The following is a 24,785-nucleotide window of genomic DNA, read 5'->3' on the forward strand; positions in this document are numbered from 1 at the left end:
GACGAGATGGAGTTGATTGCCGATATCCTGATGGTGGCCGGAACCTTCGGTGCCGCGGTCTATTGCTATGTGCTTTCGGTGCGGCTGAAGCGGTTTTCGACGCTGGAAACCGGCATGGGCGGGGCGATTGCGGTACTGTCATCGCAGGTCGATGACATGACCAAGGCACTGGATCGCGCGCGCGGCGCTGCCACCGGTTCCGCCGCCTCGCTGGAGGCGCTGACCGCCCGATCCGAGGCAGTTGCGGCACGGCTGGAACTGTTATTGGCCTCGATGCACGATCTGCCCGAGCCGAAAGTTGCCGCCCCCGTCGCCGAGGCCGCCGATTCCACCGAACGCAAGCTGCGTTTCGTGCGCCGCCGGGTAGCGCGTGACGAGATGGAGGCTGCCGAATGAGCATCCGCAAACGCCGGGCCGGACGAGGGGTCTTGCTGATTCTGGCACTGTTGCTGGCATCGTCCGGGGCGCTGCGCATCGGTGCCGATGTCGGTTTGGCTTTCGCGTTGGCACCAGATGCCCCCGCTGAGGGGGACTCAGGCGCCGCTCTTGATTGCCCGGCCCCGCCATTGGCCTTGGCCGAAGCGCTTTCGACGCGCGAGGCGCAGGTTTCCGCTCAGGAATCGGCGCTTGCCGAACGTCTGGCGGCACTTGATCTGGCCAACACCGCCATCGACCAGCGTCTGGCCTCGCTGGCTGCCGCCGAAGCCGAGCTGACCAAGACGCTGGCTATGGCCGACGGTGCAGCCGAAGCCGACCTTGCCCGGCTGACCACGGTTTACGAGGCGATGAAGCCCAAGGATGCCGCGGCGCTGTTCGATTCTATGGCACCCGAGTTTGCTGCGGGCTTTCTGGGCCGGATGCGTCCCGATGCTGCGGCCGCGGTGATGTCGGGCATGAAACCCGATACCGCCTATGCCGTCAGCGTGTTGTTGGCCGGTCGCAATGCGACGGTACCAACAGAGTGAGGGTTTCTTAATCTGAGTCTGCCAGTCTCGCCAGCGGCGGACAGAAGGAAAGAATTATGATCGGCATCGTTGGCTTGCTTGTGATCTTCATCATGGTCTTCGGCGGCTACATGCTGGCAGGCGGTCATATCATGGTCGTTTTGGCGGCGCTTCCGTTCGAGATGATCATCATTGGCGGCGCGGCAGTTGGCACCTTCCTGCTTGCCAACGACCTGGCAACCGTGAAGCACACATTGAAAGATATTGGCAAGGTTTTCAAAGGGCCGAAGTGGAAGCCTGCCGACTATCGTGACCTGCTTTGTCTTCTATTCGAATTGATTCGCATCGCGCGCGCCAACCCCGTCGGGCTGGAGGAGCATATCGAGAATCCGGCCGAATCAAGCGTTTTCGGGCGCTATCCGAAAATTCAGAAGGACCATGAATCAGTCGAACTGATCTGCGATACATTGCGTGCCGCCTCGATGAACTATGACGACCCGCACCAGGTCGAAGAGGTTCTGGACAAGCGGATGGAGACATCGCATACCCACGCGCTTCACACCAGTCACGCCTTGCAATCCATCGCCGATGCACTTCCCGCATTGGGAATCGTCGCCGCAGTTCTGGGCGTTATCAAGACGATGGGGGCCATCGACCAACCACCGGCGATACTGGGCAAGATGATCGGCAGCGCTCTGGTCGGCACCTTTCTCGGGGTGTTTCTGGCCTATGGCATCGTTGGCCCGTTTTCCACCCGCGTCCAGGCCGTGGTCGAGGAAGACGCACATTTCTACATGCTGATCCGCGAGGTGCTGGTGGCCAACCTGCACAACCACCCGGCGAATATCTGCATTGAGGTTGGCCGCCAGAACACGCCCCATCACATGCGCCCCAGCTTTGCTGATCTGGAAGAGGCCCTGCGCAGCCTCAAGCAGGACGCGGCATGAAACGGCTTTTGCTCAGCCTGATTCTGTTGGCCTGGCAGTTTGCGGCATCGATGGCCGAAGCGCGCGCCATCGTGGTGCAAACCGGCGAGCATGACGGCTTTACCCGATTGGCGTTGCAGGTCGGCGGGCCGGTGCAATGGACGATGGGGCGCACCGTTGATGGCTACGAATTGAAGCTGGACCGAGACGACGTCCGCTATGACCTGTCGAAAGTCTATGACCTGATTCAAAAAGACCGGCTTGCCGCCATCTGGGTCGATCCGGTCAGCGGCAACCTGCGGCTTGGTATCGGCTGCGCGTGTCATGCCATCCCGTTCGAGTTTCGGCCCGGGGTGATCGTGATTGATTTGCGCGAAGGGCCGCCGCCGGAGGGCTCGTCCTTCGAGATGACGCTGGATGGTGGCGAACAGCCAGAACTGACGGCGCAGCCCGACCCAAAGCCGCAATCGCGCACTGAACCAAGTGGCGCCACCTACGACTGGCGCAACATTGCCGATTCCGGTGCCGGTGCCGCCCTACCCATCCCCAATGGCCCTGCCGTGCCGCTTATCCCCGAACGCGCCGACCTCGCGCCGATGCGAGACGCATTGCTGCAACAGATGAGCCAGGGAGCCGCAACCGGCGTTGTCGACATGACTGAGCCGACCTTTTCCGCCGAACCCGCCGGCACCGACGCTGGACCCGCGTTGCTGCCGCAGATTCGCATAGGTGAAGAATCCGGTTTCGAGGCCGGAACCCGGCGGCGCCCGCCCCAGACCTTGACGGCGGCTGGTGCTGAATGTCTGAACGATGAAAGGCTCGATATCGCTAATTGGGGCACGGATTCGCCGGTCGCCGAACAGATGGCTCTTACATTGACCGGCCTCACCGGCGAGTTTGACCGGCCTGACCCCTCGGCAATTGGCCGCGCGGCAAAATATTACCTTTATCTGGGGTTCGGCGCAGAGGCACGGCAATTGCTGACGCTGCTGGATTCCGACGCCGAAGACCGAGAAATATGGCTGGCTATGGCGGCAATCCTTGATGATGCCAGCGAGGCAGCGGGACCATTTGCAAAGATGCAGGTCTGTGACACCGCTGCAGCACTCTGGTCAGTGCTGTCGATGGCGGAGATTTCGAACTCGGGCCAGGTGAATTCAGCCGCCGTTCTGCGCACATTCTCGGCCTTGCCACTGCATCTGCGCCGCCACCTTGGCCCGTCACTCGCCGAGCGTCTGCTTGCCGCGGGCGATGTTCAAACCGCCAGCAGCGTGTCCGATGCGATCCTGCGGGCACCGGGCAATCCGGGGCCACATGTCGAGCTGCTGGAAGCTGAATTGCAAGTGGCGATGGGCGATGAGGTTGCGGGTGAAACCGCGCTGGCCACGCTAGCCGCCACCGGTGGCCCGGCATCGACCGAAGCGCTGATCGCACAGGTAGAGACACGGGTTGCGCAAAGCCTGCCAATTGACCCTGCCACCGTAACCGCATTGGCCGCCCTCGCCTTCGAGCATCGCGGTGGAGAGCTTGAACCAGTGTTGCAGCGAGCCTATTTGCTGGCCTTGGCGGCGGCGGGCGATTTCGATTCTGCCTTTAGCCAACTTGATCTGGCACCGGATGCCGAGGCGGACCTATGGAAAATCCTGGCCGAGCAGGGCCCGGAATCGGCACTACTTGCCCATGCTGTGCTGCCGGATTCGGCTGCCCCGGTCACTCTGGCGCCACCGCTGCGCCGCAAGATAGCCGAACGCCTGCTGGCCCTTGGCTTTGCAGACAAGGCTCTGCGCTGGTTGCCCGCCATGTCTGATTTGGCTTCAACGTCGGAACTAGCCGACCGACTTCTGGCCGCGCGCGCTGAATTGCAACGGCAAGACGCTCGTGCCGCGCTGCGCCTTCTGGCCGGAGCGGAAGGTCCGGACGCCGTCGCCCTGCGAGCCCGCGCCCAACTGCAACTCGGCAACATGCCCAGTGCCGCCGGCCTGTTTGCAGAAGTGGGCGACTCAGCCTCGGCCCAGCGCGCCACCCGCTTGTCCGCGCAATGGCAGACGATTTCCAAACTGCCTGATGAGCCATGGGCACCAGCGGCTGCTCTCCTTGGCCCCTCGACCGAACAAGGTGCCGCCTTGCCTGGCCCATTGGCACGCGGTCGTCTGGCTGTCGAAGAAAGCGCCGCTGCACGCGAAACGCTGTCATCGCTTCTGGCGCGGGTTCCGGCAGTTTCTGCTGCCGGTGCCCCCACCAACTGATTGGCGCTTACGGATTGGAAAGCTTTGGCACCTAATGTCGGCCTCAGCGGTTGAAACCAATCGCCGAACAAGGGAGAATCCCGGGTGCGCCGAGTCAGTCGAATTCCAGACCAGGCGGCAACACGCCGTGTCTTGGCGATCACGCGGAATGGCAGTCTTGCCGCATTTGCGGGCCTGGCGGTTTTATGGTCCTTCGCGCCTGTGGCCAGCGCCATTGGAAGCATCCCGCAGCCCCCGGACCTGTGCGAACTCGCGGCACGCGACGCCGCGGCCCAGACCGGCGTGCCACTTGTGGTACTTCAGGCCATCGCCCTGGCCGAAACCGGACGACCCGACCCGGGTGCCGGAGGCCAGCTTCGCCCATGGCCCTGGACGATCAATGAAGGCGGTGCCGGGCACTGGTTTGATTCTTTCGAACAGGCGCTGGCCCACGCAACCGAGGCGCGCGATCTGGGTGTCAGCAACATGGACATCGGCTGCTTCCAGCTCAATCACCGCTGGCATTCGCAAGCCTTTCCCTCACTGGAGGCGATGTTCGACCCGCAAGAGAACGCGCTTTATGCCGCCCGGTTCCTGCGCGATCTTTTCGACAAATCCGGTGACTGGTCGGTCGCGGCTGGTGCCTATCATTCCAATACGCCCGAATACGCCGACCGCTATCGCGCGCGGTTTGATGCGATCCTGGCCGGTTTTGGCAGTCAGGATATTCAACTGCCACAAGACCTTGCCGCGCCGCAGACCTTTGCGGAACTGGTGCCGCGGCAGAACAATTTTCCGCTGCTGAAGGTCGGTGCCCGGGGCATCGGCGCGTCGATTGTGCCGCAGGTCGCCGGCGGGCAAAGCCTGTTCGCGGAGCAGCCGTAAAATGGATTTCCCGCCGATCAAGGTAGCAGCCTTCTTCCGCCCGACCATCTTGCTGGCCGTCGCGCTGATGGCGGTCATCGTGATGATGGTGCTGCCAGTTCCGGCCTGGATACTGGATGTCGGACTGGCGCTGTCTTTTGCTCTCGCCATCCTGATGTTTACCGTCACGCTTTTCATCGAACGGCCATTGGATTTCTCGGCGTTCCCGACCATCCTGCTGGCCTCTTTGATGTTGCGCCTGTCGCTGAACATCTCCTCGACCAAGCTGATCATCGGCCAAGGCCACACCGGCACCGACGCAGCAGGCCACGTGATCGAGGGGTTTGCCAATTTCATTATGGGCGGCAATGTGTTGCTCGGCGTTGTGATCTTTTGCGTGCTCTTGATCGTGAACTTTGTGGTGATCACCAAAGGGGCGGGCCGGATGGCCGAGGTCGGCGCCCGGTTCGCACTTGACGGCATGCCCGGCAAACAGCTTGCGATCGACGCCGACATGTCGGCGGGCGCCATCGACCACACCGAGGCCAAAGCCCGGCGCGAACGCGAACTGGCCGAGACCAACTTTTTCGGCTCGCTGGATGGCGCGTCGAAATTCGTCAAGGGCGATGCGGTGGCCGGGCTGATGATCACAGGGCTGAACATCGTCATGGGCCTGATCATGGGCGTCGTCGTGCACGATCTGCCGCTGGGCGTGGCATTCGAGACCTACGCGATACTGACCGTGGGAGATGGTCTGGTCGGGCAGATTCCGGCGGTGATCATCTCGATTGCCGCCGCTTTGCTCCTGGCGCGGGGCGGGGCGACCGGGGCGACCGACGTATCGTTCTTCAAGCAACTCGGGCGATATCCCGGGGCGTTGGGCACCGTGGCGGTGCTGATGCTGCTGTTTTCCATCGTGCCAGGGTTGCCGTTTTTGCCCTTCGTGATGGGGGCCATCGTGCTGGCAGGTGCGGCTTTCATGGTGCATCGCAATGGTGGCAAGCCGAAACCCGAAACCGATGCGGCACCCGAGGCGCCACGTCGCAAATCTTTGGGCGATGTGCTGGACTTCGACGATATCCACATCGAATTCGCCCCAAATCTTGTGGCGATGGTGCTGGATCCAGCCACCGGGCTGGACAGCCGGATCCAGAACATGCGCACCCATGTCGCCAGCGCCTTCGGCCTGATTCTGCCCGAGATTCGCCTGACCGACGAGGCCGCGCTCGCGCCCGGATCTTACCGCATCCGTCTGCAGGGGGTGGAACGGGTGCGCGACAAGCTGATGCCAGACCGGGTTCTGGTACTGCTGTCCGAAGGTGTGACTGCCCCTGACGGGCTGGACGTGCGCGAGCCGGTCTATTCCGCCCCCGCCCGTTGGATTCTGCCCGACCACCAGGAAGACGCCGCTTTGGCCGGCTTGACCGTGGTGTCGCCTGCCGAAGTGCTGGCCACCCATTTGCTGGAGGTGATGAAGGCCAATCTCGCGCGGCTGCTGACGCTGAAGGGCCTGCGTCGGCTGCTGGATGAATTCGTGAATATTTCCGACGCAGCGCGGGCTGCAGCCAACCGTCGTCTGCTGGAGGAACTGGTGCCCGACAAGGTGCCGGTCGATTTGCTGCTGACCGTGCTGCGGCTGCTGTTGGAGGAACGGGTGTCGATCCGCAACCTGCCCTTGATCCTTGAAGCGGTGGCAGAAGCCCGCAGCATGGGCTCACCCGAGGCGGTTTGCGAACATGTGCGCCAGCGGCTGGGCTTCCAACTGGTGGCGGAGCTGAAACGCGAGGATGGCACCATTCCGCTGATCCAGCTGGCGCCCGAATGGGAAAAGACCTTTGCCACCTACCAGATCGACAGTGACCGCGGCCTGCGTGATGTGGCCTTGCCGCCCGAGCAATTCAGCCGCCTTGCCAATGGCTTGGCTGACAAGCTGAACCGCGCGGCCGAGAATGGGGTCTATCCGGCACTGGTCACCTCGACCCTGCGGCGGCGGTTTTTGCGTACGGTGATGGGGGCCAAGGGCCTGCCCGCGCCGGTGCTGTCCTACGAGGAAATTGGCGTCGAGGCACGTCCCGCCATGGTGGGGCTTGTGCCGGTATGAACGATCTGATCGCCACACTGACCCAGCTTTCCGGCCTCGGGCAAGACCTGCTCTGGACCGGCTTTCTGGTGCTGCTGCGGGTCGGCGCGGCGATGGCGCTGTTGCCGGCCTTTGGCGAGCAATCGGTGCCGGTTCGGGTGCGCCTGGTGCTGGCGCTGGCCTTCACCGCCATCGTGGCGCCTGCCGTGGCCACCGAGGTGGTGCCGCTGGCTGGAAGCATCGCCCTGCCGTTGGCCACCGAAGTGATGGCGGGCCTGATCATCGGCATCGGGCTGCGACTGTTCATCCATGCCTTGCAAATCGCCGGTGCCATTGCCGCGCAGGCCGCGTCGCTGTCGCAGCTTTTTGCCGGGGCGGGGGCTGAACCGCAGCCCGCCATCGGCAATCTTCTGACCATGGCGGGTTTGGCGTTGGCAGTAATGGCAGGGCTGCATGTGCGGATGGCCGAGCTTTTCATCCAGTCTTATCAAGTGTTTCCCGCCGGTCGCCTTCCAAATTCGGCAGATCTGGCCGATTGGGGGTTGTTTCAGATCGGTCGGGTGTTCTCTCTGGGCTTCGTTCTGGCCTCGCCCTTCGTGATCGCCTCGCTGATCTACAACGTGGCTTTGGGCATCATCAATCGCGCCATGCCACAACTGATGGTGGCTTTCGTCGGTGCCCCGGCGCTGACTTTGGGCGGTCTGGCGCTGCTGGCCATCGTCACGCCGCTGGGATTGATGCTGTGGTCCCAGGCGTTTGATGCTTTCCTTGCGGCACCCTTTGAGGTTGCGCCATGAGCGACGGCGAAGACGACAGCGCCGAAAAGGAACACGAGCCATCGCAGCGCCGACTCGATCAAGCGCGTGAAAAGGGTCAGATTCCGCGTTCGACCGATCTGTCAACCGCCGCGGCATATGGCGGGTTGCTGCTTGCCGCCGTGGCGCTGGGCGAGGGTTCGCTGCGCCGCATTGGCGATTCGGCTGCTGTGCTGCTGGACCAGTCTGACCGGCTGTCGGCGCTGATGCTGACCGGCGGCACCGCGCCGCTGGGCGGGCTGCTGATTGCGATCGGTTGGGCGGTCGCGCCGTTCTTCCTGCTGCCGGCGCTGGCGGTCTTCCTTGCGGTCTTTGCCCAGCGTGCCTTCATCTTTTCGCCTGACAAGCTGATGCCAAAGCTGTCGCGCATCTCGCCCATAGAATCGGCCAAGAACAAATTCGGCCGCAACGGCCTGTTCGAGTTCGCGAAAAGCTTTGTCAAACTGCTTGTGATCTCGGTGATCCTTGGCATGTTCCTGATGCAGAACATGGATGATGTGCTGGGCGCGCTTTATCTTGAACCGGCCAGTGCCACCCTGGTGCTGCTGCGGCTGGTGGTTCAGTTCCTGTTCCTGGTTTTGATCATCGCCACGGCCATCGGCGCGCTGGATTATCTTTGGCAGCGCTCCGAACACCTGCGCCGCAACCGGATGTCGCGCAAGGACATGATGGATGAGCACAAGGAATCCGAAGGCGATCCACATTCCAAGGCGCAGCGGCGGCAGCGTGGCTATGACATTGCCACCAATCGGATGCTGGCTGATGTCGCCACTGCCGATGTGATTGTGGTCAACCCGACGCACTATGCGGTGGCGTTGAAATGGGATCGCGCCGCGAAACGGGCGCCGGTTTGCGTCGCCAAAGGTGTGGATGAGATTGCTGCCCGTATCCGCGAACGCGCCGCCGAGGCCGGAGTGCCGATGCACCGTGACCCGCCAACCGCCCGGGCGCTGCACGCCTCGGTCGAGGTCGGTCAGGAAATTCGGCCCGAACAATACCGCGCCGTGGCCGCCGCCATCCGCTTCGCCGAAGCCATGCGGCGCAAAGCCAGGAGACGTACATGAGCAAGCGTGAACAGATGGCCCGGCTTTCCCAGCTTGCCGGGTTGATCCTCGATGTGAAATTGACCGATCTTCACGCCGCGGCCCGGTCCCGCCAGGAAAGCCTGGATCGGCTTGCCGGACTTGAGGCAACCCCCGCCACCGATCTGCCGGAAATTGCCGCAGCTCAGGCGGGCCTGCTTTATGAACGCTGGGCCGAGGCGCGGCGGGCCGAGATCAACCTGACGCTGGCCCGGCAGACCGCCGCATGGCTGGATCTGCAAGCCGAGGCCCGGCAGGCTTTCGGTCGGTCAGATGTGTTGCAACGGCTGCGCGACGGCAGCACGGCCTGATTCGGGCTAAATCCGGTCTCAAGCGGTCGGAGTCAGGCATCCTGCCGGGCGATATCGGCAATCAGAACGTCGGTCACCATGTCGCCCATCGTGCTTTGGGCCACTTCCAGCAATGCTTTTCGCAGCAGGGTCAGGTTGGCACCATCGGTAAAAGAGCCGCGGAAGCCGCCGGCATTGGCATGGTCGAACAGCACTTGCAGGAAGGCGTCGCGCAGTTTGGGTTCTTTGGCATAGACCGCCTCGGTCGAACCAGGCGTGACCTCGACACTCAGCGCCATGATCACCATGGCGTTCACGCGCCCGTCGGCCACGATCGGCACGATGAACTGGTTGCTGAGCTTGACATATTCCGGCTGGGCCTCGGGAGGAACCTCTTCGCCGGAAGGCGTCGCCACTGCATGTGGATCGGCGGCAGCTTCTGGGCTGGGGGCTTCGGGGGCTGGGCGCAGGAATATCCCTGCGCCGCCGCCCACCGCCAAGCCGATCACCGCCAGAAGAATGGGTACAAGCTTGCCCATGTCACCCTCCTCAGAACGGCAGCAGGATGTCGGCGACCTGCTGACCAAGCCGCGGCTGTTGCACATCAGTAATCTGCCCACGGCCACCATAGGAAATCCGGGCACCGGCGATCTTGTCATAGGTGATCTCGTTCTGGCGCGAGATATCGACCGGGCGGACATAGCCGGTCACGATCAGCTCGCGCAACTCGAAGTTCACCCGGACCTCCTGTTGGCCTTCGATCCGCAGAACGCCATTGGGCAGTTCTTCCACCACCGTGGCGGCCACGCGCAGCGTCAGTTTTTCCTTGCGCGCCACCGATCCATCGCCCTGAAAGCTGGAGGAGCCCGTGGCCGACACCGCATCGGCCATGCTGGCGCCAGCGGGGAGTGCCGAATTCAGCCGCTGCGGTATGCCGAGAAGCGACGGGATTCCCATATTTTCCGAACTGGAGCGGCTGCGGTCGGATGAATTGGAAATCTCGGCCTTGTCGTCGATCTCGATTACCACGGTCAGGATATCGCCGCGCCGCCCGGCCCGCCGGTCGCCGAACAGCGAAGCGCGTCCGCCGGTCCACAGCGACGAGGCATCCGAAGCGGCATCCGGCTCGGTCGATTCCGGTATCGGGTTGGAATACATCGCATTGTGCTGATAGCTGCCCTCCAGCGGCGAAAACGCCGGGGCGCGCCCGACCTGATCCAGCCGCCCGCAGGCAGCGACAAGCAACAGGCACAACAGCAAAATACGCATCTCAGGCATCCTTCAGGGGTTGGTGTTGACCTGCACCATGCCTTCGGCATCAATGCGGCCAGATACGGTGGTGCGGGAATCCAGGTTCATTACGGCGATCACGTCGCCGACCCCGCCACGGGCCATGGCGCGGCCTTCGGTCAGAATGGTCAGCGGCCCGGCATGGTAGGCAAGGGAAACTACTTGATTTCGCTCGACAATCGCCGGGGCACCAAGATCACCCGGCCGGATCGGCCGTCCGGCATAGAGCGTGGTGCGGGCCTCAAGGCCCAAAGCGGCACCCGTATCGGTCAGCGCACCGGGGATATCGGCGGCCACCAGCGTCATGTCGGTTTCCGCCAGCACGGTTTGCGCCCGGATGGTGCGGGTGGCGACGAGGCTGTCGGCCTGGGCCAGGGTGGGAAACAGCAGGATCAGGGCCAGGAACCGCATCAGCGCAACTGCGTGGTTGCCGACAACATCTGGTCGGCGGCGGTGATGACCTTGGCGTTCAATTCATAGCCGCGCTGCGCCTTGATCAGTTCGGTCACTTCGCGCACTGCATCGACCGAGCTTTCCTCCAGATAGCCCTGCCGAAGCGTGCCCAACCCGTCTTGCCCTGGTGTGCCGACAATGGCCGCCCCCGAGGCCGGGCTTTCCAGAAACAGGTTCGAGCCGATCGCCTCCAGGCCCTTTTCATTGGTGAAGCCGACCAGGTTCAACTGCCCCAGCAGCGAGGGCTGAACCTGATCGACGAAATAGGCGTAAACTTCGCCATCGGCATTGATCGACAGGCTGCGGGCGTCGGCCGGAATGGTGATGCCGGGGGCGACCTGATGCCCTTCCGAGGTGACAATCAGCCCGTCACCGGTGCGTTTAAGCGCCCCATCGCGGGTATAGGCCGAGGCGCCCGACGGCAGCGTGACCTCCAGATAGCCCTGGCCTTCGATCGCAAGGTCCAGATCGCCGCCGGTTTGCGCCAGCGTTCCCTGCGCCATCACCATTGAAACCGCAGCCGGGCGCACACCAAGACCAAGCTGCACACCGGTCGGCAAAATGGTGCCATCTTGCGCCGAAACCGTGCCCGGACGGGCAAGCTGTTGATAATGCAAGTCGGCAAAGTCAGCACGCCGGGCGTTGTAGCCGGTGGTGGACATGTTCGCCAGGTTGTTGGACACCACATCGACCCGCATCTGCTGGGCGGCCATGCCACTTGCGGCGATTTGCAAAGCATTCATGGCAAACTCCTATCGGCCAAGGGTCTGGATGACGCCGCGGACGCGGGCATCCTCGTTATCGAGAAACTTCTGCCCAAGCTCGTAGGCGCGCTGCACCTCGATCATGCGGGCAATTTCGGAAATCGGGTTGACGTTGCTGTCTTCGATGTAGCCTTGCAGGATCTGGCCATCCTCCACCGGCTCCATCGCACCGGCCTCGAACAGGGTGCCACCTTGATGCCGCAGGGTGTTGGGGTCGGTCGGCTGCCACAGCCCGACGCGGGCCAGCGGCTGGCCACCTGCCGAAAGTGTGCCGTCTTCCGACATGCCGACCACGCCTGCATCCGGTGGCACAAAGATCGGCGCACCCCCCTGATCCAGCAGACGAAAACCGTCGGGATTGACCAGTTCACCCTCGGCCGAGGGTGTGAAACTGCCGGCGCGGGTCAGCCTTTGACCCTGTGGCGTTTCAATCAGAAAGAAACCGTCACCTTGGATGGCAAAGTCAAATGCGCCGCCGGTCTGGCTGATGCTGGCCTGACCAAGGTCGATGTTGCGCGCCGTGGCATGGGCCATCGACAGCGACGGCTCGCCGTCCATCCGCTTGACATATTCTGCAAAAACAACACCTTCACGGCGAAAGCCGGTGGTAGAGATGTTGGCGATGTTGTTGGCCACCACCTGCATTTCCCGCATCAGGCCGGATTGGCGCGTCAGCGTGGTGTATCCCGCAGCGTCCATCGTCAGCTTCCCGCGATCAGAGGGATGATGGTTTCGCTGAAAAACCCGACCAGAGTCGAGGTCATGAAGCTCATCGACACCCAGAACACCACCAGCATGGCGCCCACTTTCGGCACGAAGGTAAGCGTCATTTCCTGCACCGAGGTCAGTGCCTGGAACAAGCCGACCACCACCCCGGCGACCAACGCCACCGTCAACAGCGGTGCCGAGATCAGCACGGCAATCCACAGCCCCTGCCGCAAGGTGTCGTAAATCTCGCTTTCGGTCATGTTTGTCTCACATTCTGTGAAGGGTGTGCCGGTCTAAGGCTTTCAGACCGGCATCCGCAGGATTTCCTGATAGGCTTCGACCACCTTGTCGCGCACCGTCACTGCGGTTTCGACCGCCAGTTCCGATGCTGCCAGCGCCTGCACCAGCGCATGCGGATCGGCGCCGCCGGTCATGGCAGCACGGGCGGTCTGTTCGCCCTGCGCCAGGGTTTGCGCAAAATCTCCCGCAAGTTTGGCAAATCCCGCACCGGCACCGCCCGACTGCGGCTGTGGAGCCGCGGCCGAGCGGGCCTGCGCGTAGGTCTGTGCGGCAAAAGAGGTTCTCACGTCCATTCTGGTTCTCCTTTACCGGCGCAACAACTCGAACAGGCTTTGCGTCATCTGCCGCGCCTGGTCGAACATCTTGAGGTTCGCCTCGTAGCTGCGCTGCGCTTCGCGCGCGTCAGCGATTTCGATCACCAGATCGACATTCGAGCCGTCGTAGTGACCGGTTTCATCGGCCAGGGGGTGGCCGGGGTCGTAGATCTTCACCAACTCGCTGCGGTCCAGCCGCACCGGCCCGGCCTCGACCGTGCCGCCATCCATCGCTTCCTGAAAGCTCATGGTCTTGCGGTGGTAGCCGGGGGTATCGGCGTTGGCGATGTTTTCCGAAACATGCCGCAGCCGCATCGCCTGTGCCTCCATCCCGGAGGCGGCCATGGTCAGGGATTGAAGCAGGTCTGCCATGATGCCCCCTTACTTCCGGCCCAGCGAGGTGCGCAGGATGTCGGAACTGTTGCGATAGATCGCCAAGGCCATGTCATGCTGCTGGCGCACTTCGACCGCCTTCACCATCTCGCTTTCCAGCGACACGGTATTGCCATTTGGCGAGGCAGAGCCGTTGGCGGTGCGGGGAACCGGCAGGCTGGCGAGATCGGGCGCCGTGATGTGGCCTGGACGGGTGGCGCGCATCGCCCCTTCGCCGGCCTGATAGGTTTCGGCAAAATCCGGCAGGTCTTGCGCCTTGAAACCGGGCGTGTCGGCGTTCGCCACGTTGCGGGCAATCACCTCTTGCCGCGCCCCCGCATGGGCCGCCATTGCCTGCGCCATTCTGACCACATCCAGTTTTTCAAACATCGGGGCTTCTCCCTCGACCAACTTCACCAAGGCTTAACGGTGATTCCTTTAGAAACAGTAATCAGCGAACAAAGAGAGAATCTCATGAGCGGCGTATTTGATGCATTGTTGGCAGAAATTGCCGGGGTTCAGACCACAAGCCTGGTTGGCCGCATCGCCGAGATCGGTCGTGGCACGCTGCGGGTGGCCGGTCTGACCGAGGCCAGCGCGCTGGGCGACCGTGTGCTGATTCGCGGCTCGGGTGCCGTTCTGGGCGGCGAAGTCTTGCGGCTGGCGCGCGAGGGCGTGACGGTGCTGCCCGACGGCTCGGCCGAGGGCTTGGCGATCGGTGACGCGGTCGAGCTGGTGGGCCGCGCCGAAATTGCCCCGGACGACAGTTGGATCGGCCGCATCATCGACCCCTTCGGCAAACCGCTGGACGGGCGGGCGCTGTTTCGCGGGCCCAAACCGCGGCCCTTGCGCGATGCGGCCCCGGCGGCAGCCACACGGCGGCGGCTGGGTGAGCGGCTTTCTACCAGCGTGGCGGTGTTTGACACGCTTCTGCCGCTGGTGCGCGGCCAGCGGATCGGGCTTTTCGCCGGTTCGGGCGTCGGCAAATCCTCGCTGCTGGCGAAGTTTGCCCGCGGGGTGACCGCCGATGTGGTGGTGATCGCGCTGGTTGGGGAACGGGGGCGCGAGTTGCGCGAATTTACCGACCGGGTGCTGGGGCCGCAGGGCATGGCGCGGTCGGTCGTGGTCACCGCCACGTCGGACCAGTCGCCGCTGATCCGGCGTCGCTGCGCCTGGACGGCAATGGCGGTGGCCGAGCATTTCCGCGATCAGGGTCTGCACGTGTTGTTTCTGGCCGATTCGATCACCCGCTTTGCCGAGGCGCATCGCGAAGTGGTGCTGGCTGCGGGCGAGGAGGGCAATCTGCGCGGCTTTCCGCCCTCGACCTCGCATACCATCATGTCGCTGGCCGAACGCGCCGGGCCGGGGCCGGAGGGGATGGGCGACATCACCGCGGTGTTCTCGGTGCTGGTGGCGGGGTCGGACATGGACGAGCCGGTGGCCGACATCCTGCGCGGCGTGCTGGACGGCCATGTGGTGATGGACCGCAAGATTGCCGAGCGTGGCCGCTATCCGGCAATTGATCTGTTGCGCTCGGTGTCGCGCAGCCTGCCCGAGGCGGCAAATCTGGCCGAAAACGCCATGATCGCCGAGGCCCGCCGCTTGCTGGGTGCCTATGACCGGGCCGAGATGATGATCCAGGCCGGGCTCTATGCCAAAGGTTCCGACCCGATGGTGGATGCGGCGATCCGGGTCTGGCCGGCGTTGGATGCGTTTCTGGCGGAAGATGCTGCGGATGGTGTGGAAGGCAGCTTCCGCAAGCTGGCGGCGTGCCTCGCTAGCAAGTGAGCTGGTTTCAATTGCCCTGCATGGCCTGCAACAGTTGCAAGGCATTTGACGCGCCCGACGTGCTGGTCATGCCCGCCGCCACTTCGGACCGGATCAGGAACTGCTTCACCAGCTTGTCGAGTTTCGTCGTGTCGGCGAATTGCGACACGCTGGTGGCGCCAAAGGCCTTGTTGGCGGCCGATTTGAACACGGATAACTGCTGATCGAGATCAAGGGCTGCCAGGCTGCTGGGCAGACCGAAGGCCTTTTCGAACACCGCGCGCAGGGGTTTGGAGCCCATGACGGTGAACCATTTGGCATCTTCGGTGGTGCTTTTTCCGGCAAGGGTAACCAGTTCGCGTTCCACATTCATCGCCAGACGCATGTCGTCGTTCTGCTCGCCGACGGCGGTTTCGAACTGCCGGTTCTTGTAGGCAGTCAAAATCTCGTCGGCAAAGGTGGAAAGCTGGGTGCGCGGCGTGGCGAAATCGCCAAAGCCAAACCCGGCAGAGAATGCCTGATACTGTTTGTCGGCCAGCTTGTTGGCCAACGCGCCTGTCTTCAGCGTGCCGCCTTCCAGAACCTTCTGGATGAAGGCCTTGCTGTTGATATCGGCATCCAGGCCAAAGGCCCCCAGCGCCACTTTCAGCAGTTTCCGGTCACTGACCAACGCCTCGGCGGTCTTGATCTTGCCGATATTGGCGCGGAAATACTCCTCCTCGCGCTTGGAGGTGGAGACGGCCGCGAAGGCCGCCTTCTGTGTTGTCATGGTCCGCTTGAGCAGGCTCCATCCGGCGTAACCCCCAAGCGGCAGGACCGGAGTGAAGCTCATGCCGGCATCGCGGCGAACAGCCGCTCCTCCCTTGGCAGCAGGCCGCGCAGGGCCTTCAGTGCCTGATAGTGTTGGTCTTCCAGCACGGCGGCGGTGGCTTGCGACAGCAAGGTGCGGCTGTCGTGATCGGTCAGCACCTGGCTCAACTGCTCGATGCCGCGCAGCAACTGTTGCCGCGCCTCGACCGGATCCGCATCGCCCGACAGCACCAGTTGCATGATGTAGCACACCCGCCGAACCGGCGTGTTGACCTGTTCGGGGTGGATGGCGTCGCGCAGCCGCAGGATATGGGCGTTGGGCGTCATGATCGCCAACCGCGAGCGCCGCTCGCCGTTTTCGATCACAGCACCATTGATCAGCACCCGCTCGTGCGGACCCAGCTTCAGGACAAGGCCGGTCATGACCCACCCCCTTCGCCGCGCAGGCCGCGCATGACGGCGGTGTTGATATCGACCAGAACCTCGACCGAGGCCTGATCCTGCCGGGCCTTGCGGCTGTGTTCGGCGGTGAACTCGTAAAGGTAGAACAGTTGCGCGCGCAGCGGCGCGGGCAGGCCGTTTTCCGGCTCGGCCACATCGGCGGCCAGCGCCGACCACAGGCGCAGATTGTCGTTCAACGCGGTGGCGAAGCCCGAGAAATCCTCCTTGCGGCGGGTCCAGCTTTCTTTCAGCTGATGCGTGGTGCGGGCCAGCAGATCGTATTCGATGCCGCGCAACGTCCGGGCCGGGGCCTCGGGGCGGGCATAGGCACTGCGTGCCATTTTCAGGGCGGCTGTCATGAAGGGTCCTTCCGGGATTGAATGGGGTCAGAAAGAAGGGGCCGGAGGCGAACCCCCGGCCCGTGCCCTTACTTGAACAGCGCCAGCAAGCTTTGCGGCTGCTGGTTGGCGATCGACAGCGCCTGGATGCCCAGCTGCTGCTGCACTTGCAGCGCCTGCAGGCGGGCCGAGGTTTCTTCCATGTTGGCATCGACCATCGAGCCGATACCGGCTTTCAACGAGTCCGAGAGTTCGCTGACGAAGCTCGACTGGATTTCGATCCTTTTCTGGACTGAGCCGAAGGAAGACGCAGCATCAATCGCACCTTTCACCATGTCTTCGATGGCGGTCAGCGCGCCAGCCGCGTTTGTCTGCACATCGATAGAATTCAAGCCAGCCAATGCACCAGTTCCGCGCGAAGCCGCCACCGAGATATCCGCTGCGACGTTGGTGTTGTTGGCGACCGTCAATTCCCCAGCACCGGTGATCGAAAGCGTGAAATCCGTATCCGACAATCCGTTTTGCGACAACGAGTTCTTCAGGCCCGAAATCAGGGAATCGGCGTTGTCACCTTGTTGAACCACATACTTTCCTTCGACCGAACCGATCTTCAAGCTGATCGAATCCCCGGCAAGAAGTGCCGTCAAATCGGTTGGGACAGCGAGCGGATCATTGCTGGCCAAGGCGCCGCCGGTCTCTTGGAAGGTGAAACCATCCAGCGTCACGTCGGTGCCGGTAACTACCGATGCAGCGGAGAGTGTGCCGTTGGTCAGCGCGGCCCCAGCATTGGTCGAAAGGTTTTGCGCGGTGACGGTAATATTGCTCGCGGTCACCCCGGCACCACTGCGATCCAGCGACGCCAGAATATCGACAGTGGATTTGGAGCCGTTGACAAGGTTCAGCCCGTTGAATTGCGCGGCGCCGACCACGGATTCGATCTGTTTGGTCAGAGCCTTGACATCAGCATCGATCTTGCCGCGGTCGACGTTGGCTTCTTGCGCCGCAACGATCTTGCCCTTGATCTGGGTCAGCAGGTCGGTCACGGTTTCGGAAGCCTTGCGCGCCACGGCCACGGTCGATGACCCCAGCGCCAGGCTGTCGGAAATGCCCTTGAAGCCTTGAACGTCCGATTCCATGACTTTCGAAATGGCCCAGACGGCGGCGTTGTCCTTGGCCGAAGCGACGGATTTGCCGGTCGAAATCTCGGCTTGCGTCTTGTTCATGTTGGCATTGATGCCCTTCATGGTCTGAAGCGCGACCATGGCACTGGTATTGGTCAGAATGGACGACATCGTCATTTTCCTCTTTGAAAGCCGACGCTTTGCGCACGGCACTGGAAGCCACCGGATTGGTGGCGGGAAAGGCTTTCTACCGATGCGGAGGACTTGGGTCGGACCGCGCCACCCCGCTCTGGGATGCAGATTGATTGATGCGGGCGAAGTTCTAAGAGTTTGCTAATTCCCGCCCGTCCGTGCCCGCCAAGTGACCGGCATTTGATTGAAAGGCAGCTAGATCAAAAGCGTTGTGTCAGGCTGCCATCGCCCAAGTTCACATCGTTGCGTTTGCCGCGCCCGTCATAGGTGACAAGCCCCGCGCGCGCGGCATGGATGTCGCTGATCCGCCGTCGCGCCGCTCGAAGGCCCCGCGCCGCCGCCTGCAGGCAGGTCGCGTTGCGGGCGGCCTTGGCGCGCAGCCGCTCCAGCGCCGCGCTGTCGGTCAGGCCGGTCAGCCGTGCGTGATGTTCCTCGATCTCGCCAGTGAGGCCGGACAGATCGTCCAACGCGCCTGCCAGAATCTGACGATGCATGCGGTCCAGCACCCCCTCCAGCGCCCGGACGGCCAAGGTGTCAGCGTTCTGCATGGTCCGCCCTCGACAAGGCCTGGAACAGCGATTCGGCCAGCCCGATGCCGCCCTGAGCCACCAGCGCCGAGGCCTGTTCCTGCCGCAGGAAGGACGAAAACTGCTCCTCGCCAATACCGCCGCCAAAGGAATCCCGCGCCTTGCCCAGACCGGCAAACCCGAGCATTTCCGATAGAAACGCCGATTCCAGTGCCTGCGCCTGTTCACGCAGCGGGTCAGCGGCGGGCCGTTGGCCGGGCAGGGTTGGGGGCGCGCTGAGGGGGGCAAGAAGCGGGGTCATCGGACGTCTCCTGTTCCATCACATTTTCCGCACTATTGGCAGGACGCGGTAAACAGACAGTAACCAGTTGCGCAAATAGTCAGAGGCGCAACGGCAGAAGTCGAATCCATGGTCCCTCAATCTTTCCTCCTCGCGGCTCTATCTCTTGTGCAGTCCGATTCCGCGCCTGCATCGGAAAAGCCGGCTGACGGCACGTCGGACAACGGCTTTTTGGCGTTGTTTGCGGGCGCAGATATGGCAGATGCCGCAGCGCCATCGGCCAATCAGGCGCCAGCGGCAAATACCGATGCCTCTTCATCCGCGCCGGCGATGTGGCAAATGGCGGTCCTGCAAATGCTTGCCATGATCCCGCAGACAGCGACCGCTGCGGACCCTGATCCCATTGGCGAAGTACCCGGCTCGGATAGGGTGCTTGCCGACCCCGCACTGCCGGACATGACGGAAATCCAGGCGCAACAATCTGATCTAGCAGGGAAAGTGGCTTCGGAACGGCCAGTCGATTCAGGAGCTCAGGCAAACGCCGTTACGAATGTCACCACGCCATCGTGGCAAGGAGCGGGCTTTGCCGAAGGTCTGCCAATGGGTGCTGCACCGGTCGCGCCAACCCTGAAAGCGCCCGATGCATCGCAACAGATCACTGCGGTTCCGCCCGAGGCCGCCCAATCGCCGGCTTCGGCGCTTGCAAGTTCTGGTGTGCAGCCCCGGCTTGCAGCCCCGGCAGACGTTGCGACAGCGGTGGTTGCGCCAGTGTCGGCGGTCATGCCCGGGCTAAAAAATCCCGCAACAACCGTGCCGGCAGCACCGAAACCGGAGGCGATTGCGGTCGCGCACAGCGATTCGCCGTTTCAGCGCTTGTGGCATCTGAGGTCGAATGAACCCGCAGCCGACGTTGCAGTGGCCCCTTCGGCGCAGCCGGATACCGATGGAGCAAACGAGGCCGTTCCGGTTCGCCCAACCGCTCTTGCCGCCCAAGCAGACGAAATCGCCCCGTCTGGCCACAAGGGCGTCGTTCCCGAATCCTCTGTTCCGGCGACACCTGCACCACAATCCGCCGCACCTCAGCCCATCGGAAGCCCGAACGCTGCCGTGGCGGCGGGTTCCGTCCCGGTCACGACATCGCGTTTGGAAGCAACAGATGCCGCAGCAGCATTGTCCGACCGACCACCGGCGGCATCCGGCGAAGCTGATCGTGGTTTCCCGTCTGACCCTGGCAAGACCCAGCCGGAAACCACAGGGTTCGCCATGGCTTCGACGCTTGTCCCGCGCGATCCGGCAGCCAACGATCCGGCGTCGCACCAGCCAGCGGTGACCAATCCCGCCACGCCCGACGGTCCCGCCATTGCACCGCCGAACCAACAGCCCGTCACCGAGCCCGCAACACCCGATGGCCCTCGCCGCACGGCTGAACCGGCTGCCGACAATGGCGTTTCCGACCCGATGACGGCCGCACCCACGGATGCGCAATCAAACGCCGCGATTCTGCATGAAGCCCCCGATGCGCCGCGTCCGGGAATCATGGAAAGCACGTCTTCTCCGCCGTTGTCGCGGATTACGGCCGTTCCTGTCGGCGCGCCCGATCAGGTGCCAAAGCCGTTGGCACCGATGCTGGTTGCCATGGCCCCGGACGCTGCACAAGGCTCGGTCAATCTGGCACTGGCGCCCGAAGAACTGGGCAAGGTGCAGATGTCGATGTCGCACCATGGCGACCTCGTGCATGTCACATTGACCGCCGAACGCCCCGAAACGGTCGAGTTGTTGCGCCGAAACGCGGATCAGTTGTCGCTGGAGTTCCGCCAGTCGGGCTTTGCCGGTGCCAGTCTCAGCTTTGGCCAATGGGGTGGCGCCGGTTCGGGCAACACGCCGCCGCCACCGCTTGCCGAGGCGCCGCCGGTCGTCTTGCCGGAACCCGCCTACCCACCCTTGTCGCCCAACCCTTCGCCGCGTTCGGTGCATGGGGCGGCCGGCCTTGATCTGCGTTTGTAAAAAAGGATCGTCTGATGGATATCGCCTCCAGCACGTCTGCCGCCACCGCTGCCGCCACGTCGTCAAACTCCGGCAAGACGGCCATTGCCTCTGATTTTGAAACCTTCCTGCGGATGATGACCACGCAGTTGAAGAATCAGGATCCGATGAACCCGATTGATTCCGCCGATTATGCGGTGCAGTTGGCCACGTTTTCCAGCGTCGAACAGCAGGCCAAGACCAACAGCCTGCTGGAGGCGATGGGCGCACAATTCGGGCTGATGGGCATGGCGCAGATGGCCGGATGGGTTGGGCACGAGGCCCGCGCCGCAGCACCTGTCTGGATCAGCGGCGATCCGGTTTCTCTGGCACCCAATCCGGCTTTCGGGGCCGATTCCGCAGTTCTGGTCGTGCGGGATTTCGAGGGGAATTTGGTTAATCGCGTCAACATCCCGGCGTCAGCCGACCCGCTGGAATGGGAGCCTGTCGATCAACTGGATGCGCCGCTGGCCGAGGGCACATACACCTTCCAACTGGAAAGCTATGCCGGTGAAGACCTGCTGGCCACCACCGACGTCGAAAGCTATGCCCGCATCGTCGAGGTGCGGGGCGGGGCCGCGGGTGCCACTGTGGTGCTGGAAGGCGGGATCGAGGTTCCGGTGGCCGCCGTCACCGCCATCCGCGGCTAAGGTTCGGCGCGGGCTTGTCAGCGCTGGGGCAGACGGATTAGGGGTTGCGGGCCATGAACCCCGACTCCGAGCCCGTTTTTCTGTTGCGTCAGACGCCGCCCGCCACGCTGGTGGCCGAAGTGCTGGCGGACAATCCCAGCCTGACTGGCAAGCCTTGGCAGCCGTTGTCGGGGGGGCGGTCGAACCGGTTGTGGCAGGTGGGAAGCTGGGTGGTGAAGCTTTTCGACCGCGAGGCCGCCAGCCCGTTGTTTCCCAATGATCCTGCGGCCGAGGCGCTGGCGCTGCGGCATGTGGCCCCCAGCGGTCTGGCACCGCAACTTCGTGCTATCGGCCCGGATTGGCTGGCCTATTCGCATGTTCCGGGCGTCGTCTGGCAGGCGGACCCCGCCGCGGTTGCCGAAGCGCTGGGGCGGTTGCACCAACTGCCGCTGGTGGCCAGCTTGCGCGCCCAGCCTTCGGGAAGTGCCGCACTTGCCGCTCAAGGTGCTGCAATCGCCCTGCATTGCCGGACGGCCTTGCCGCCACCGCCGCCTGATGCGGGTGTGCCGCCGGTCAATAACCCCTGCCTGATCCATGGCGATGCGGTGCCGGGCAACGTGATCATCGGGCCGCAGGGCGTGACGCTGATCGACTGGCAATGCCCGGCCATCGGTGATCCGGCCGAGGATCTGGCAGCGTTTCTGTCGCCCGCGATGCAGTGGCTTTACCGAGGCAAGGTGCTGACCGCGGCCGAGGCTGCTGCTTTCCTGCAGGCCTATCCCGATGCCGAAACCGTGGCCCGCTATCACGCTCTGGCCCCGGCGTTTCACTGGCGGATGGCGGCGCATTGCCTGTGGAAGGCCGAGCGCGGCGCTACCGACTATGCGACCGCTCTCGATCTGGAACTCGCCGCGATCTGAGCTTCAGATCAGCGTGCCGATCCAGACCCCCAGCGCCAGCAACCCGGCACCGGTCGCCATCCAGATCGCCGGATGCAGCACCTTCTTCACCACCACCGGTTCCTGCGGCACGTCTTGCCCCACCAGCCGCGCCTCGACCATGCCTGGCAGTTTCGGGCCGAACCGCGCCAGCACCTGCAACGTCCGCCCCAGATCGCGCACCAGCGCCTTGGGGCCAACATTCTGTTTTATATAGCTTTCCACCACAGGCTTTGCGACCTGCCAGATGTTGATATGCGGGTCGAGAGATCGCGCCACGCCTTCAACCACCACCATGGTGCGCTGCAACAGGATCAGCTCGGTGCGGGTCTGCATGCCGAAGCGTTCGGTCACGTCGAACAGATAGGCCAGCACCCGCGCCATGGAAATGCGGGTGGCATCCATGCCGAAGATCGGCTCGCCCACCACCCGCAGGGCGCGGGCAAATTCGTCGATATCGCGGTCGGCGGGCACATAGCCTGCCTCGAAATGCACCTCGGCGACGCGGCGGTAATCCTTGCGGATGAAGCCGAACAGAATCTCGGCATAGACCCGGCGGGTGTATTCATCCAGCCGCCCCATGATGCCGAAATCGAAGGCGATGATGTCGCCATTCGCCGCCACCTTCAGGTTGCCCTGATGCATGTCGGCGTGAAAGAAGCCGTCGCGCAGCGCGTGGCTGAGGAACAGTTGCAACACCCGCGACCCCAGCGCCGTGCGGTCGTGGCCTGCGGCGTCGATGGCTTCGTTGTCGCCCATGTTGGCGCCCTCGGCCCAGCCCATCGTCATCACCTGACGGCTGGAAAGCTGCCAGATCGGCTCGGGCACCTGAAAGCCATCGTCATCTTTGGTATTGGCGGCAAATTCCGCCGCCGCCGCCGATTCCAGCCGCAGGTCCAATTCGCCGGTCACCACGCCCTCGAAATGGGTGATCACGTCGGTGGGGCGCAGGCGGCGGGAGAAGGGGGCAATGGCCTCGATGATGCGGGCGGCCAGGTAGAAGGCGTCGATATCCTTCTGGAAGGCCTTGACGATATTGGGCCGCAGCACCTTGACCGCCACTTCACGGCCCGTGTCGGCCAGCCGGGCGCGGTGGACCTGCGCGATCGAGGCCGCGGCGACCGGTTCGGAAAACTCGGAAAATATCTGATCGACCGGCAGTTCCAGTTCCAGCTCGATCATCTGCTTGGCGACGGCGGTCGGGAACGGCGGCAGCTTGTCTTGCAGATAGCGCAACTGCTGCGCCAATTCGTCGCCCACCACATCGGGGCGGGTGGACAGGATCTGGCCGAACTTGATGTAGGCCGGGCCAAGCGCGGTCAGCGCCCTTGTGGCGGGCGGCAGCGACGGATCGCCCTTCAGCCCCAGCCATTTGAACGGCCAGCCCAGAAAATGCGCGGCAAAGCGCAGGCTGGGCGGTGCCGAAAACGCCTCCAGCACCACGCCCATGGCACCGGTCCGCTCCAGCGTCGCGCCGGTGCGGATCAGCCGCCAGATATTGTGCGGTCCCTTCATCTACAGCTTCCAGCCCGAATGCAGGGCCGCGATGCCAAGCGAAAGGTTGCGGTATTTCACCTGCCCGAAACCGGCCTTGCGGATCATCGTGGCAAAGGTTTCCTGATCGGGGAACTTGCGGATCGATTCCACCAGATACTGATAGCTGTCGCGGTCGCCGACGATGATCTGCCCCATCAGCGGAATCACGTTGAAGGAATAGCGGTCATAGGCCCATTGCATCGCCGGGTTCGGCAACTGGCTGAACTCCAGCACCATCAGCCGCCCGCCGGGGCGCAACACGCGATACGCCTCGTTCAGCGCATCCTGCACCCGCGTGACGTTCCGGATGCCGAAGCTGATGGTGTAGACATCGAAGGTGTTGTCGGGGAAGGGCAGGGCCATCGCATCGCCCACCACCCAATCCAGCCGCTCGGCCATCTTGTCGGCCTCGGCGCGCTGGCGGCCAGAGATCAGCATGCTTTCGGTCATGTCCAGCACCGTGGCCGTGGCCCCCGGCGCGCGGTTCAGGAAGCGGAACGCCACGTCGCCGGTGCCGCCCGCCACATCCAGCAGCTTCTGCCCCGGTCGCGGCGCCAGCCAATCCATCATGGCGTCTTTCCACAGCCGATGGATGCCGACGCTCATCACGTCGTTCATGATGTCGTATTTGCTGGCGACGCGGGTAAACACCCCATGCACCATGCCGGCCTTTTCACCTTCGGGAACATCGCGAAAGCCAAAGTGGGTGGTCTTATTGTCGTCCGTGCCGGTCATGCCGTGCCCTCGCCCCAAAACT

30 protein-coding genes are annotated in these 24,785 nt (G+C 63.4%); 13 read left to right on the forward strand and 17 right to left on the reverse strand.

Annotation, left to right across the window (positions count from 1 at the left end; all coding sequences use genetic code 11):
• The first annotated feature begins 6 nt into the window (after nt 1–6).
• From RSW2DRAFT_RS01890 to RSW2DRAFT_RS01930, 9 genes are all read left to right on the forward strand, one after another.
• A complete protein-coding gene (locus RSW2DRAFT_RS01890) occupies nt 7–396 on the forward strand; it encodes a hypothetical protein (RefSeq protein ID WP_008027483.1) in 390 nt (129 codons plus the stop codon).
• On the forward strand, nt 393–965 hold the full coding sequence (locus RSW2DRAFT_RS01895; protein WP_008027485.1) for a MotE family protein: 573 nt from the start codon (nt 393–395) through the stop codon (nt 963–965). The genes RSW2DRAFT_RS01890 and RSW2DRAFT_RS01895 overlap by 4 nt, the downstream gene beginning before the upstream one ends.
• 56 nt (nt 966–1,021) lie before the next feature.
• Entirely contained in the window at nt 1,022–1,891 is an 870-nt protein-coding gene (gene motA / locus RSW2DRAFT_RS01900) for a flagellar motor stator protein MotA (protein WP_008027487.1), read from the forward strand.
• Nucleotides 1,888–4,116, forward strand: a complete 2,229-nt coding sequence (locus RSW2DRAFT_RS01905) for a hypothetical protein (protein ID WP_008027489.1) — start codon at nt 1,888–1,890, stop codon at nt 4,114–4,116. The genes motA and RSW2DRAFT_RS01905 overlap by 4 nt, the downstream gene beginning before the upstream one ends.
• An 84-nt stretch (nt 4,117–4,200) precedes the next feature.
• Nucleotides 4,201–4,980, forward strand: coding sequence for a lysozyme family protein (locus tag RSW2DRAFT_RS01910; protein ID WP_008027491.1), 780 nt, complete (start codon nt 4,201–4,203; stop codon nt 4,978–4,980).
• A 1-nt stretch (nt 4,981) separates the two neighbouring features.
• Complete coding sequence (flhA, locus tag RSW2DRAFT_RS01915) at nt 4,982–7,060, forward strand: flagellar biosynthesis protein FlhA (protein ID WP_008027493.1); 2,079 nt, start codon at nt 4,982–4,984, stop codon at nt 7,058–7,060.
• Entirely contained in the window at nt 7,057–7,836 is a 780-nt protein-coding gene (locus RSW2DRAFT_RS01920; protein ID WP_008027496.1) for a flagellar biosynthetic protein FliR, read from the forward strand. The genes flhA and RSW2DRAFT_RS01920 overlap by 4 nt, the downstream gene beginning before the upstream one ends.
• Nucleotides 7,833–8,918: a flagellar type III secretion system protein FlhB gene (gene flhB / locus RSW2DRAFT_RS01925; RefSeq protein ID WP_008027498.1), complete on the forward strand. Its 1,086-nt coding sequence runs from the start codon at nt 7,833–7,835 to the stop codon at nt 8,916–8,918. Before RSW2DRAFT_RS01920 ends, flhB begins: the two co-directional genes overlap by 4 nt.
• Nucleotides 8,915–9,247 (forward strand): hypothetical protein, encoded by a 333-nt coding sequence (locus RSW2DRAFT_RS01930; protein WP_008027500.1) that lies wholly within the window; start codon nt 8,915–8,917, stop codon nt 9,245–9,247. The genes flhB and RSW2DRAFT_RS01930 overlap by 4 nt, the downstream gene beginning before the upstream one ends.
• A 32-nt stretch (nt 9,248–9,279) precedes the next feature.
• Here the strand turns inward: RSW2DRAFT_RS01930 and RSW2DRAFT_RS01935 are convergent, their stop codons facing one another.
• Genes RSW2DRAFT_RS01935 through RSW2DRAFT_RS01975 form a run of 9 tightly spaced genes read right to left on the reverse strand, consistent with a single transcriptional unit; the run spans nt 9,280 to nt 13,817 of the window.
• On the reverse strand, nt 9,280–9,765 hold the full coding sequence (locus RSW2DRAFT_RS01935) for a flagellar basal body-associated FliL family protein (RefSeq protein ID WP_008027502.1): 486 nt from the start codon (nt 9,763–9,765) through the stop codon (nt 9,280–9,282).
• Between the two features lie 10 nt (nt 9,766–9,775).
• Nucleotides 9,776–10,495, reverse strand: a complete 720-nt coding sequence (flgH, locus tag RSW2DRAFT_RS17735; RefSeq protein ID WP_008027504.1) for a flagellar basal body L-ring protein FlgH — start codon at nt 10,493–10,495, stop codon at nt 9,776–9,778.
• Between the two features lie 12 nt (nt 10,496–10,507).
• Nucleotides 10,508–10,927 carry a flagellar basal body P-ring formation chaperone FlgA gene (gene flgA, locus RSW2DRAFT_RS17740; protein ID WP_008027505.1) on the reverse strand — a complete coding sequence of 140 codons (420 nt, stop codon included), beginning with the start codon at nt 10,925–10,927 and terminating at the stop codon, nt 10,508–10,510.
• Entirely contained in the window at nt 10,927–11,712 is a 786-nt protein-coding gene (gene flgG / locus RSW2DRAFT_RS01950; protein WP_008027507.1) for a flagellar basal-body rod protein FlgG, read from the reverse strand. The genes flgA and flgG overlap by 1 nt, the downstream gene beginning before the upstream one ends.
• A gap of 9 nt (nt 11,713–11,721) precedes the next feature.
• Nucleotides 11,722–12,432 carry a flagellar hook-basal body complex protein gene (locus RSW2DRAFT_RS01955; RefSeq protein ID WP_008027510.1) on the reverse strand — a complete coding sequence of 237 codons (711 nt, stop codon included), beginning with the start codon at nt 12,430–12,432 and terminating at the stop codon, nt 11,722–11,724.
• A 2-nt stretch (nt 12,433–12,434) separates the two neighbouring features.
• Nucleotides 12,435–12,701, reverse strand: coding sequence for a flagellar biosynthetic protein FliQ (locus tag RSW2DRAFT_RS01960; protein ID WP_008027512.1), 267 nt, complete (start codon nt 12,699–12,701; stop codon nt 12,435–12,437).
• Between the two features lie 42 nt (nt 12,702–12,743).
• Nucleotides 12,744–13,034, reverse strand: coding sequence for a flagellar hook-basal body complex protein FliE (gene fliE, locus RSW2DRAFT_RS01965; RefSeq protein WP_008027514.1), 291 nt, complete (start codon nt 13,032–13,034; stop codon nt 12,744–12,746).
• Nucleotides 13,035–13,046: 12 nt separating this feature from the next.
• Nucleotides 13,047–13,427, reverse strand: coding sequence for a flagellar basal body rod protein FlgC (flgC, locus tag RSW2DRAFT_RS01970; protein ID WP_008027516.1), 381 nt, complete (start codon nt 13,425–13,427; stop codon nt 13,047–13,049).
• Between the two features lie 9 nt (nt 13,428–13,436).
• A complete protein-coding gene (locus RSW2DRAFT_RS01975; RefSeq protein ID WP_008027517.1) occupies nt 13,437–13,817 on the reverse strand; it encodes a FlgB family protein in 381 nt (126 codons plus the stop codon).
• Nucleotides 13,818–13,901: 84 nt separating this feature from the next.
• On the opposite strand from RSW2DRAFT_RS01975, the gene RSW2DRAFT_RS01980 reads away from it, so the two are divergent.
• Nucleotides 13,902–15,215 carry a FliI/YscN family ATPase gene (locus RSW2DRAFT_RS01980; protein ID WP_008027521.1) on the forward strand — a complete coding sequence of 438 codons (1,314 nt, stop codon included), beginning with the start codon at nt 13,902–13,904 and terminating at the stop codon, nt 15,213–15,215.
• A gap of 7 nt (nt 15,216–15,222) precedes the next feature.
• Here RSW2DRAFT_RS01980 and RSW2DRAFT_RS01985 read toward each other — a convergent pair whose 3' ends face one another.
• The 6 genes from RSW2DRAFT_RS01985 to RSW2DRAFT_RS02010 form a co-directional block, all read right to left on the reverse strand.
• Nucleotides 15,223–15,963, reverse strand: a complete 741-nt coding sequence (locus RSW2DRAFT_RS01985; protein WP_232209633.1) for a DUF1217 domain-containing protein — start codon at nt 15,961–15,963, stop codon at nt 15,223–15,225.
• A 59-nt stretch (nt 15,964–16,022) separates the two neighbouring features.
• A complete protein-coding gene (gene flbT, locus RSW2DRAFT_RS01990; protein WP_008027525.1) occupies nt 16,023–16,427 on the reverse strand; it encodes a flagellar biosynthesis repressor FlbT in 405 nt (134 codons plus the stop codon).
• Entirely contained in the window at nt 16,424–16,804 is a 381-nt protein-coding gene (gene flaF, locus RSW2DRAFT_RS01995; protein ID WP_008027527.1) for a flagellar biosynthesis regulator FlaF, read from the reverse strand. Before flaF ends, flbT begins: the two co-directional genes overlap by 4 nt.
• A 68-nt stretch (nt 16,805–16,872) precedes the next feature.
• Nucleotides 16,873–18,075 (reverse strand): flagellin, encoded by a 1,203-nt coding sequence (locus RSW2DRAFT_RS02000; protein WP_008027529.1) that lies wholly within the window; start codon nt 18,073–18,075, stop codon nt 16,873–16,875.
• A 221-nt stretch (nt 18,076–18,296) separates the two neighbouring features.
• Complete coding sequence (locus RSW2DRAFT_RS02005; protein ID WP_008027531.1) at nt 18,297–18,644, reverse strand: hypothetical protein; 348 nt, start codon at nt 18,642–18,644, stop codon at nt 18,297–18,299.
• Entirely contained in the window at nt 18,631–18,924 is a 294-nt protein-coding gene (locus RSW2DRAFT_RS02010; protein ID WP_008027532.1) for a rod-binding protein, read from the reverse strand. The genes RSW2DRAFT_RS02005 and RSW2DRAFT_RS02010 overlap by 14 nt, the downstream gene beginning before the upstream one ends.
• Before the next feature lie 108 nt (nt 18,925–19,032).
• Between RSW2DRAFT_RS02010 and RSW2DRAFT_RS17335 the strand changes: the two genes are divergently transcribed.
• From RSW2DRAFT_RS17335 to RSW2DRAFT_RS02025, 3 genes are read left to right on the forward strand one after another with little or no spacing between them, the layout of a single operon-like run.
• Nucleotides 19,033–20,907, forward strand: a complete 1,875-nt coding sequence (locus RSW2DRAFT_RS17335; protein WP_008027534.1) for a flagellar hook-length control protein FliK — start codon at nt 19,033–19,035, stop codon at nt 20,905–20,907.
• A 14-nt stretch (nt 20,908–20,921) separates the two neighbouring features.
• Complete coding sequence (locus RSW2DRAFT_RS02020) at nt 20,922–21,575, forward strand: flagellar hook capping FlgD N-terminal domain-containing protein (RefSeq protein WP_008027536.1); 654 nt, start codon at nt 20,922–20,924, stop codon at nt 21,573–21,575.
• A 53-nt stretch (nt 21,576–21,628) separates the two neighbouring features.
• Entirely contained in the window at nt 21,629–22,474 is an 846-nt protein-coding gene (locus RSW2DRAFT_RS02025) for a phosphotransferase family protein (RefSeq protein ID WP_008027538.1), read from the forward strand.
• A gap of 3 nt (nt 22,475–22,477) precedes the next feature.
• Here RSW2DRAFT_RS02025 and ubiB read toward each other — a convergent pair whose 3' ends face one another.
• Both ubiB and ubiE read right to left on the reverse strand, forming a co-directional pair.
• Complete coding sequence (gene ubiB / locus RSW2DRAFT_RS02030; protein ID WP_008027540.1) at nt 22,478–24,007, reverse strand: 2-polyprenylphenol 6-hydroxylase; 1,530 nt, start codon at nt 24,005–24,007, stop codon at nt 22,478–22,480.
• On the reverse strand, nt 24,008–24,763 hold the full coding sequence (gene ubiE, locus RSW2DRAFT_RS02035) for a bifunctional demethylmenaquinone methyltransferase/2-methoxy-6-polyprenyl-1,4-benzoquinol methylase UbiE (protein ID WP_008027542.1): 756 nt from the start codon (nt 24,761–24,763) through the stop codon (nt 24,008–24,010).
• Nucleotides 24,764–24,785: the final 22 nt, after the last annotated feature.

The organism is Rhodobacter ferrooxidans (genome assembly GCF_000176015.1).
Lineage (GTDB): Bacteria > Pseudomonadota > Alphaproteobacteria > Rhodobacterales > Rhodobacteraceae > Pseudorhodobacter_B > Pseudorhodobacter_B ferrooxidans.

What these genes read in the sequence shown, in the direction of transcription:
- RSW2DRAFT_RS02000 (WP_008027529.1), bottom strand. Translation starts at nt 18,075, where the DNA reads ATGTCGTCCATTCTGACCAATACCAGTGCCATGGTCGCGCTTCAGACC.
- flhB (WP_008027498.1), top strand. Translation starts at nt 7,833, where the DNA reads ATGAGCGACGGCGAAGACGACAGCGCCGAAAAGGAACACGAGCCATCG.
- RSW2DRAFT_RS01890 (WP_008027483.1), top strand. Translation starts at nt 7, where the DNA reads ATGGAGTTGATTGCCGATATCCTGATGGTGGCCGGAACCTTCGGTGCC.
- flgC (WP_008027516.1), bottom strand. Translation starts at nt 13,427, where the DNA reads ATGGCAGACCTGCTTCAATCCCTGACCATGGCCGCCTCCGGGATGGAG.
- RSW2DRAFT_RS02010 (WP_008027532.1), bottom strand. Translation starts at nt 18,924, where the DNA reads ATGACCCCGCTTCTTGCCCCCCTCAGCGCGCCCCCAACCCTGCCCGGC.
- RSW2DRAFT_RS01980 (WP_008027521.1), top strand. Translation starts at nt 13,902, where the DNA reads ATGAGCGGCGTATTTGATGCATTGTTGGCAGAAATTGCCGGGGTTCAG.
- ubiE (WP_008027542.1), bottom strand. Translation starts at nt 24,763, where the DNA reads ATGACCGGCACGGACGACAATAAGACCACCCACTTTGGCTTTCGCGAT.
- fliE (WP_008027514.1), bottom strand. Translation starts at nt 13,034, where the DNA reads ATGGACGTGAGAACCTCTTTTGCCGCACAGACCTACGCGCAGGCCCGC.
- RSW2DRAFT_RS01960 (WP_008027512.1), bottom strand. Translation starts at nt 12,701, where the DNA reads ATGACCGAAAGCGAGATTTACGACACCTTGCGGCAGGGGCTGTGGATT.
- RSW2DRAFT_RS01905 (WP_008027489.1), top strand. Translation starts at nt 1,888, where the DNA reads ATGAAACGGCTTTTGCTCAGCCTGATTCTGTTGGCCTGGCAGTTTGCG.
- RSW2DRAFT_RS02020 (WP_008027536.1), top strand. Translation starts at nt 20,922, where the DNA reads ATGGATATCGCCTCCAGCACGTCTGCCGCCACCGCTGCCGCCACGTCG.
- ubiB (WP_008027540.1), bottom strand. Translation starts at nt 24,007, where the DNA reads ATGAAGGGACCGCACAATATCTGGCGGCTGATCCGCACCGGCGCGACG.
- RSW2DRAFT_RS02025 (WP_008027538.1), top strand. Translation starts at nt 21,629, where the DNA reads ATGAACCCCGACTCCGAGCCCGTTTTTCTGTTGCGTCAGACGCCGCCC.
- RSW2DRAFT_RS01920 (WP_008027496.1), top strand. Translation starts at nt 7,057, where the DNA reads ATGAACGATCTGATCGCCACACTGACCCAGCTTTCCGGCCTCGGGCAA.
- RSW2DRAFT_RS01895 (WP_008027485.1), top strand. Translation starts at nt 393, where the DNA reads ATGAGCATCCGCAAACGCCGGGCCGGACGAGGGGTCTTGCTGATTCTG.
- RSW2DRAFT_RS01955 (WP_008027510.1), bottom strand. Translation starts at nt 12,432, where the DNA reads ATGGACGCTGCGGGATACACCACGCTGACGCGCCAATCCGGCCTGATG.
- flgH (WP_008027504.1), bottom strand. Translation starts at nt 10,495, where the DNA reads ATGCGTATTTTGCTGTTGTGCCTGTTGCTTGTCGCTGCCTGCGGGCGG.
- RSW2DRAFT_RS01930 (WP_008027500.1), top strand. Translation starts at nt 8,915, where the DNA reads ATGAGCAAGCGTGAACAGATGGCCCGGCTTTCCCAGCTTGCCGGGTTG.
- flhA (WP_008027493.1), top strand. Translation starts at nt 4,982, where the DNA reads ATGGATTTCCCGCCGATCAAGGTAGCAGCCTTCTTCCGCCCGACCATC.
- RSW2DRAFT_RS17335 (WP_008027534.1), top strand. Translation starts at nt 19,033, where the DNA reads ATGGTCCCTCAATCTTTCCTCCTCGCGGCTCTATCTCTTGTGCAGTCC.
- flaF (WP_008027527.1), bottom strand. Translation starts at nt 16,804, where the DNA reads ATGACAGCCGCCCTGAAAATGGCACGCAGTGCCTATGCCCGCCCCGAG.
- flgG (WP_008027507.1), bottom strand. Translation starts at nt 11,712, where the DNA reads ATGAATGCTTTGCAAATCGCCGCAAGTGGCATGGCCGCCCAGCAGATG.
- RSW2DRAFT_RS02005 (WP_008027531.1), bottom strand. Translation starts at nt 18,644, where the DNA reads ATGCAGAACGCTGACACCTTGGCCGTCCGGGCGCTGGAGGGGGTGCTG.
- RSW2DRAFT_RS01985 (WP_232209633.1), bottom strand. Translation starts at nt 15,963, where the DNA reads ATGACAACACAGAAGGCGGCCTTCGCGGCCGTCTCCACCTCCAAGCGC.
- motA (WP_008027487.1), top strand. Translation starts at nt 1,022, where the DNA reads ATGATCGGCATCGTTGGCTTGCTTGTGATCTTCATCATGGTCTTCGGC.
- flgA (WP_008027505.1), bottom strand. Translation starts at nt 10,927, where the DNA reads ATGCGGTTCCTGGCCCTGATCCTGCTGTTTCCCACCCTGGCCCAGGCC.
- RSW2DRAFT_RS01975 (WP_008027517.1), bottom strand. Translation starts at nt 13,817, where the DNA reads ATGTTTGAAAAACTGGATGTGGTCAGAATGGCGCAGGCAATGGCGGCC.
- RSW2DRAFT_RS01935 (WP_008027502.1), bottom strand. Translation starts at nt 9,765, where the DNA reads ATGGGCAAGCTTGTACCCATTCTTCTGGCGGTGATCGGCTTGGCGGTG.
- flbT (WP_008027525.1), bottom strand. Translation starts at nt 16,427, where the DNA reads ATGACCGGCCTTGTCCTGAAGCTGGGTCCGCACGAGCGGGTGCTGATC.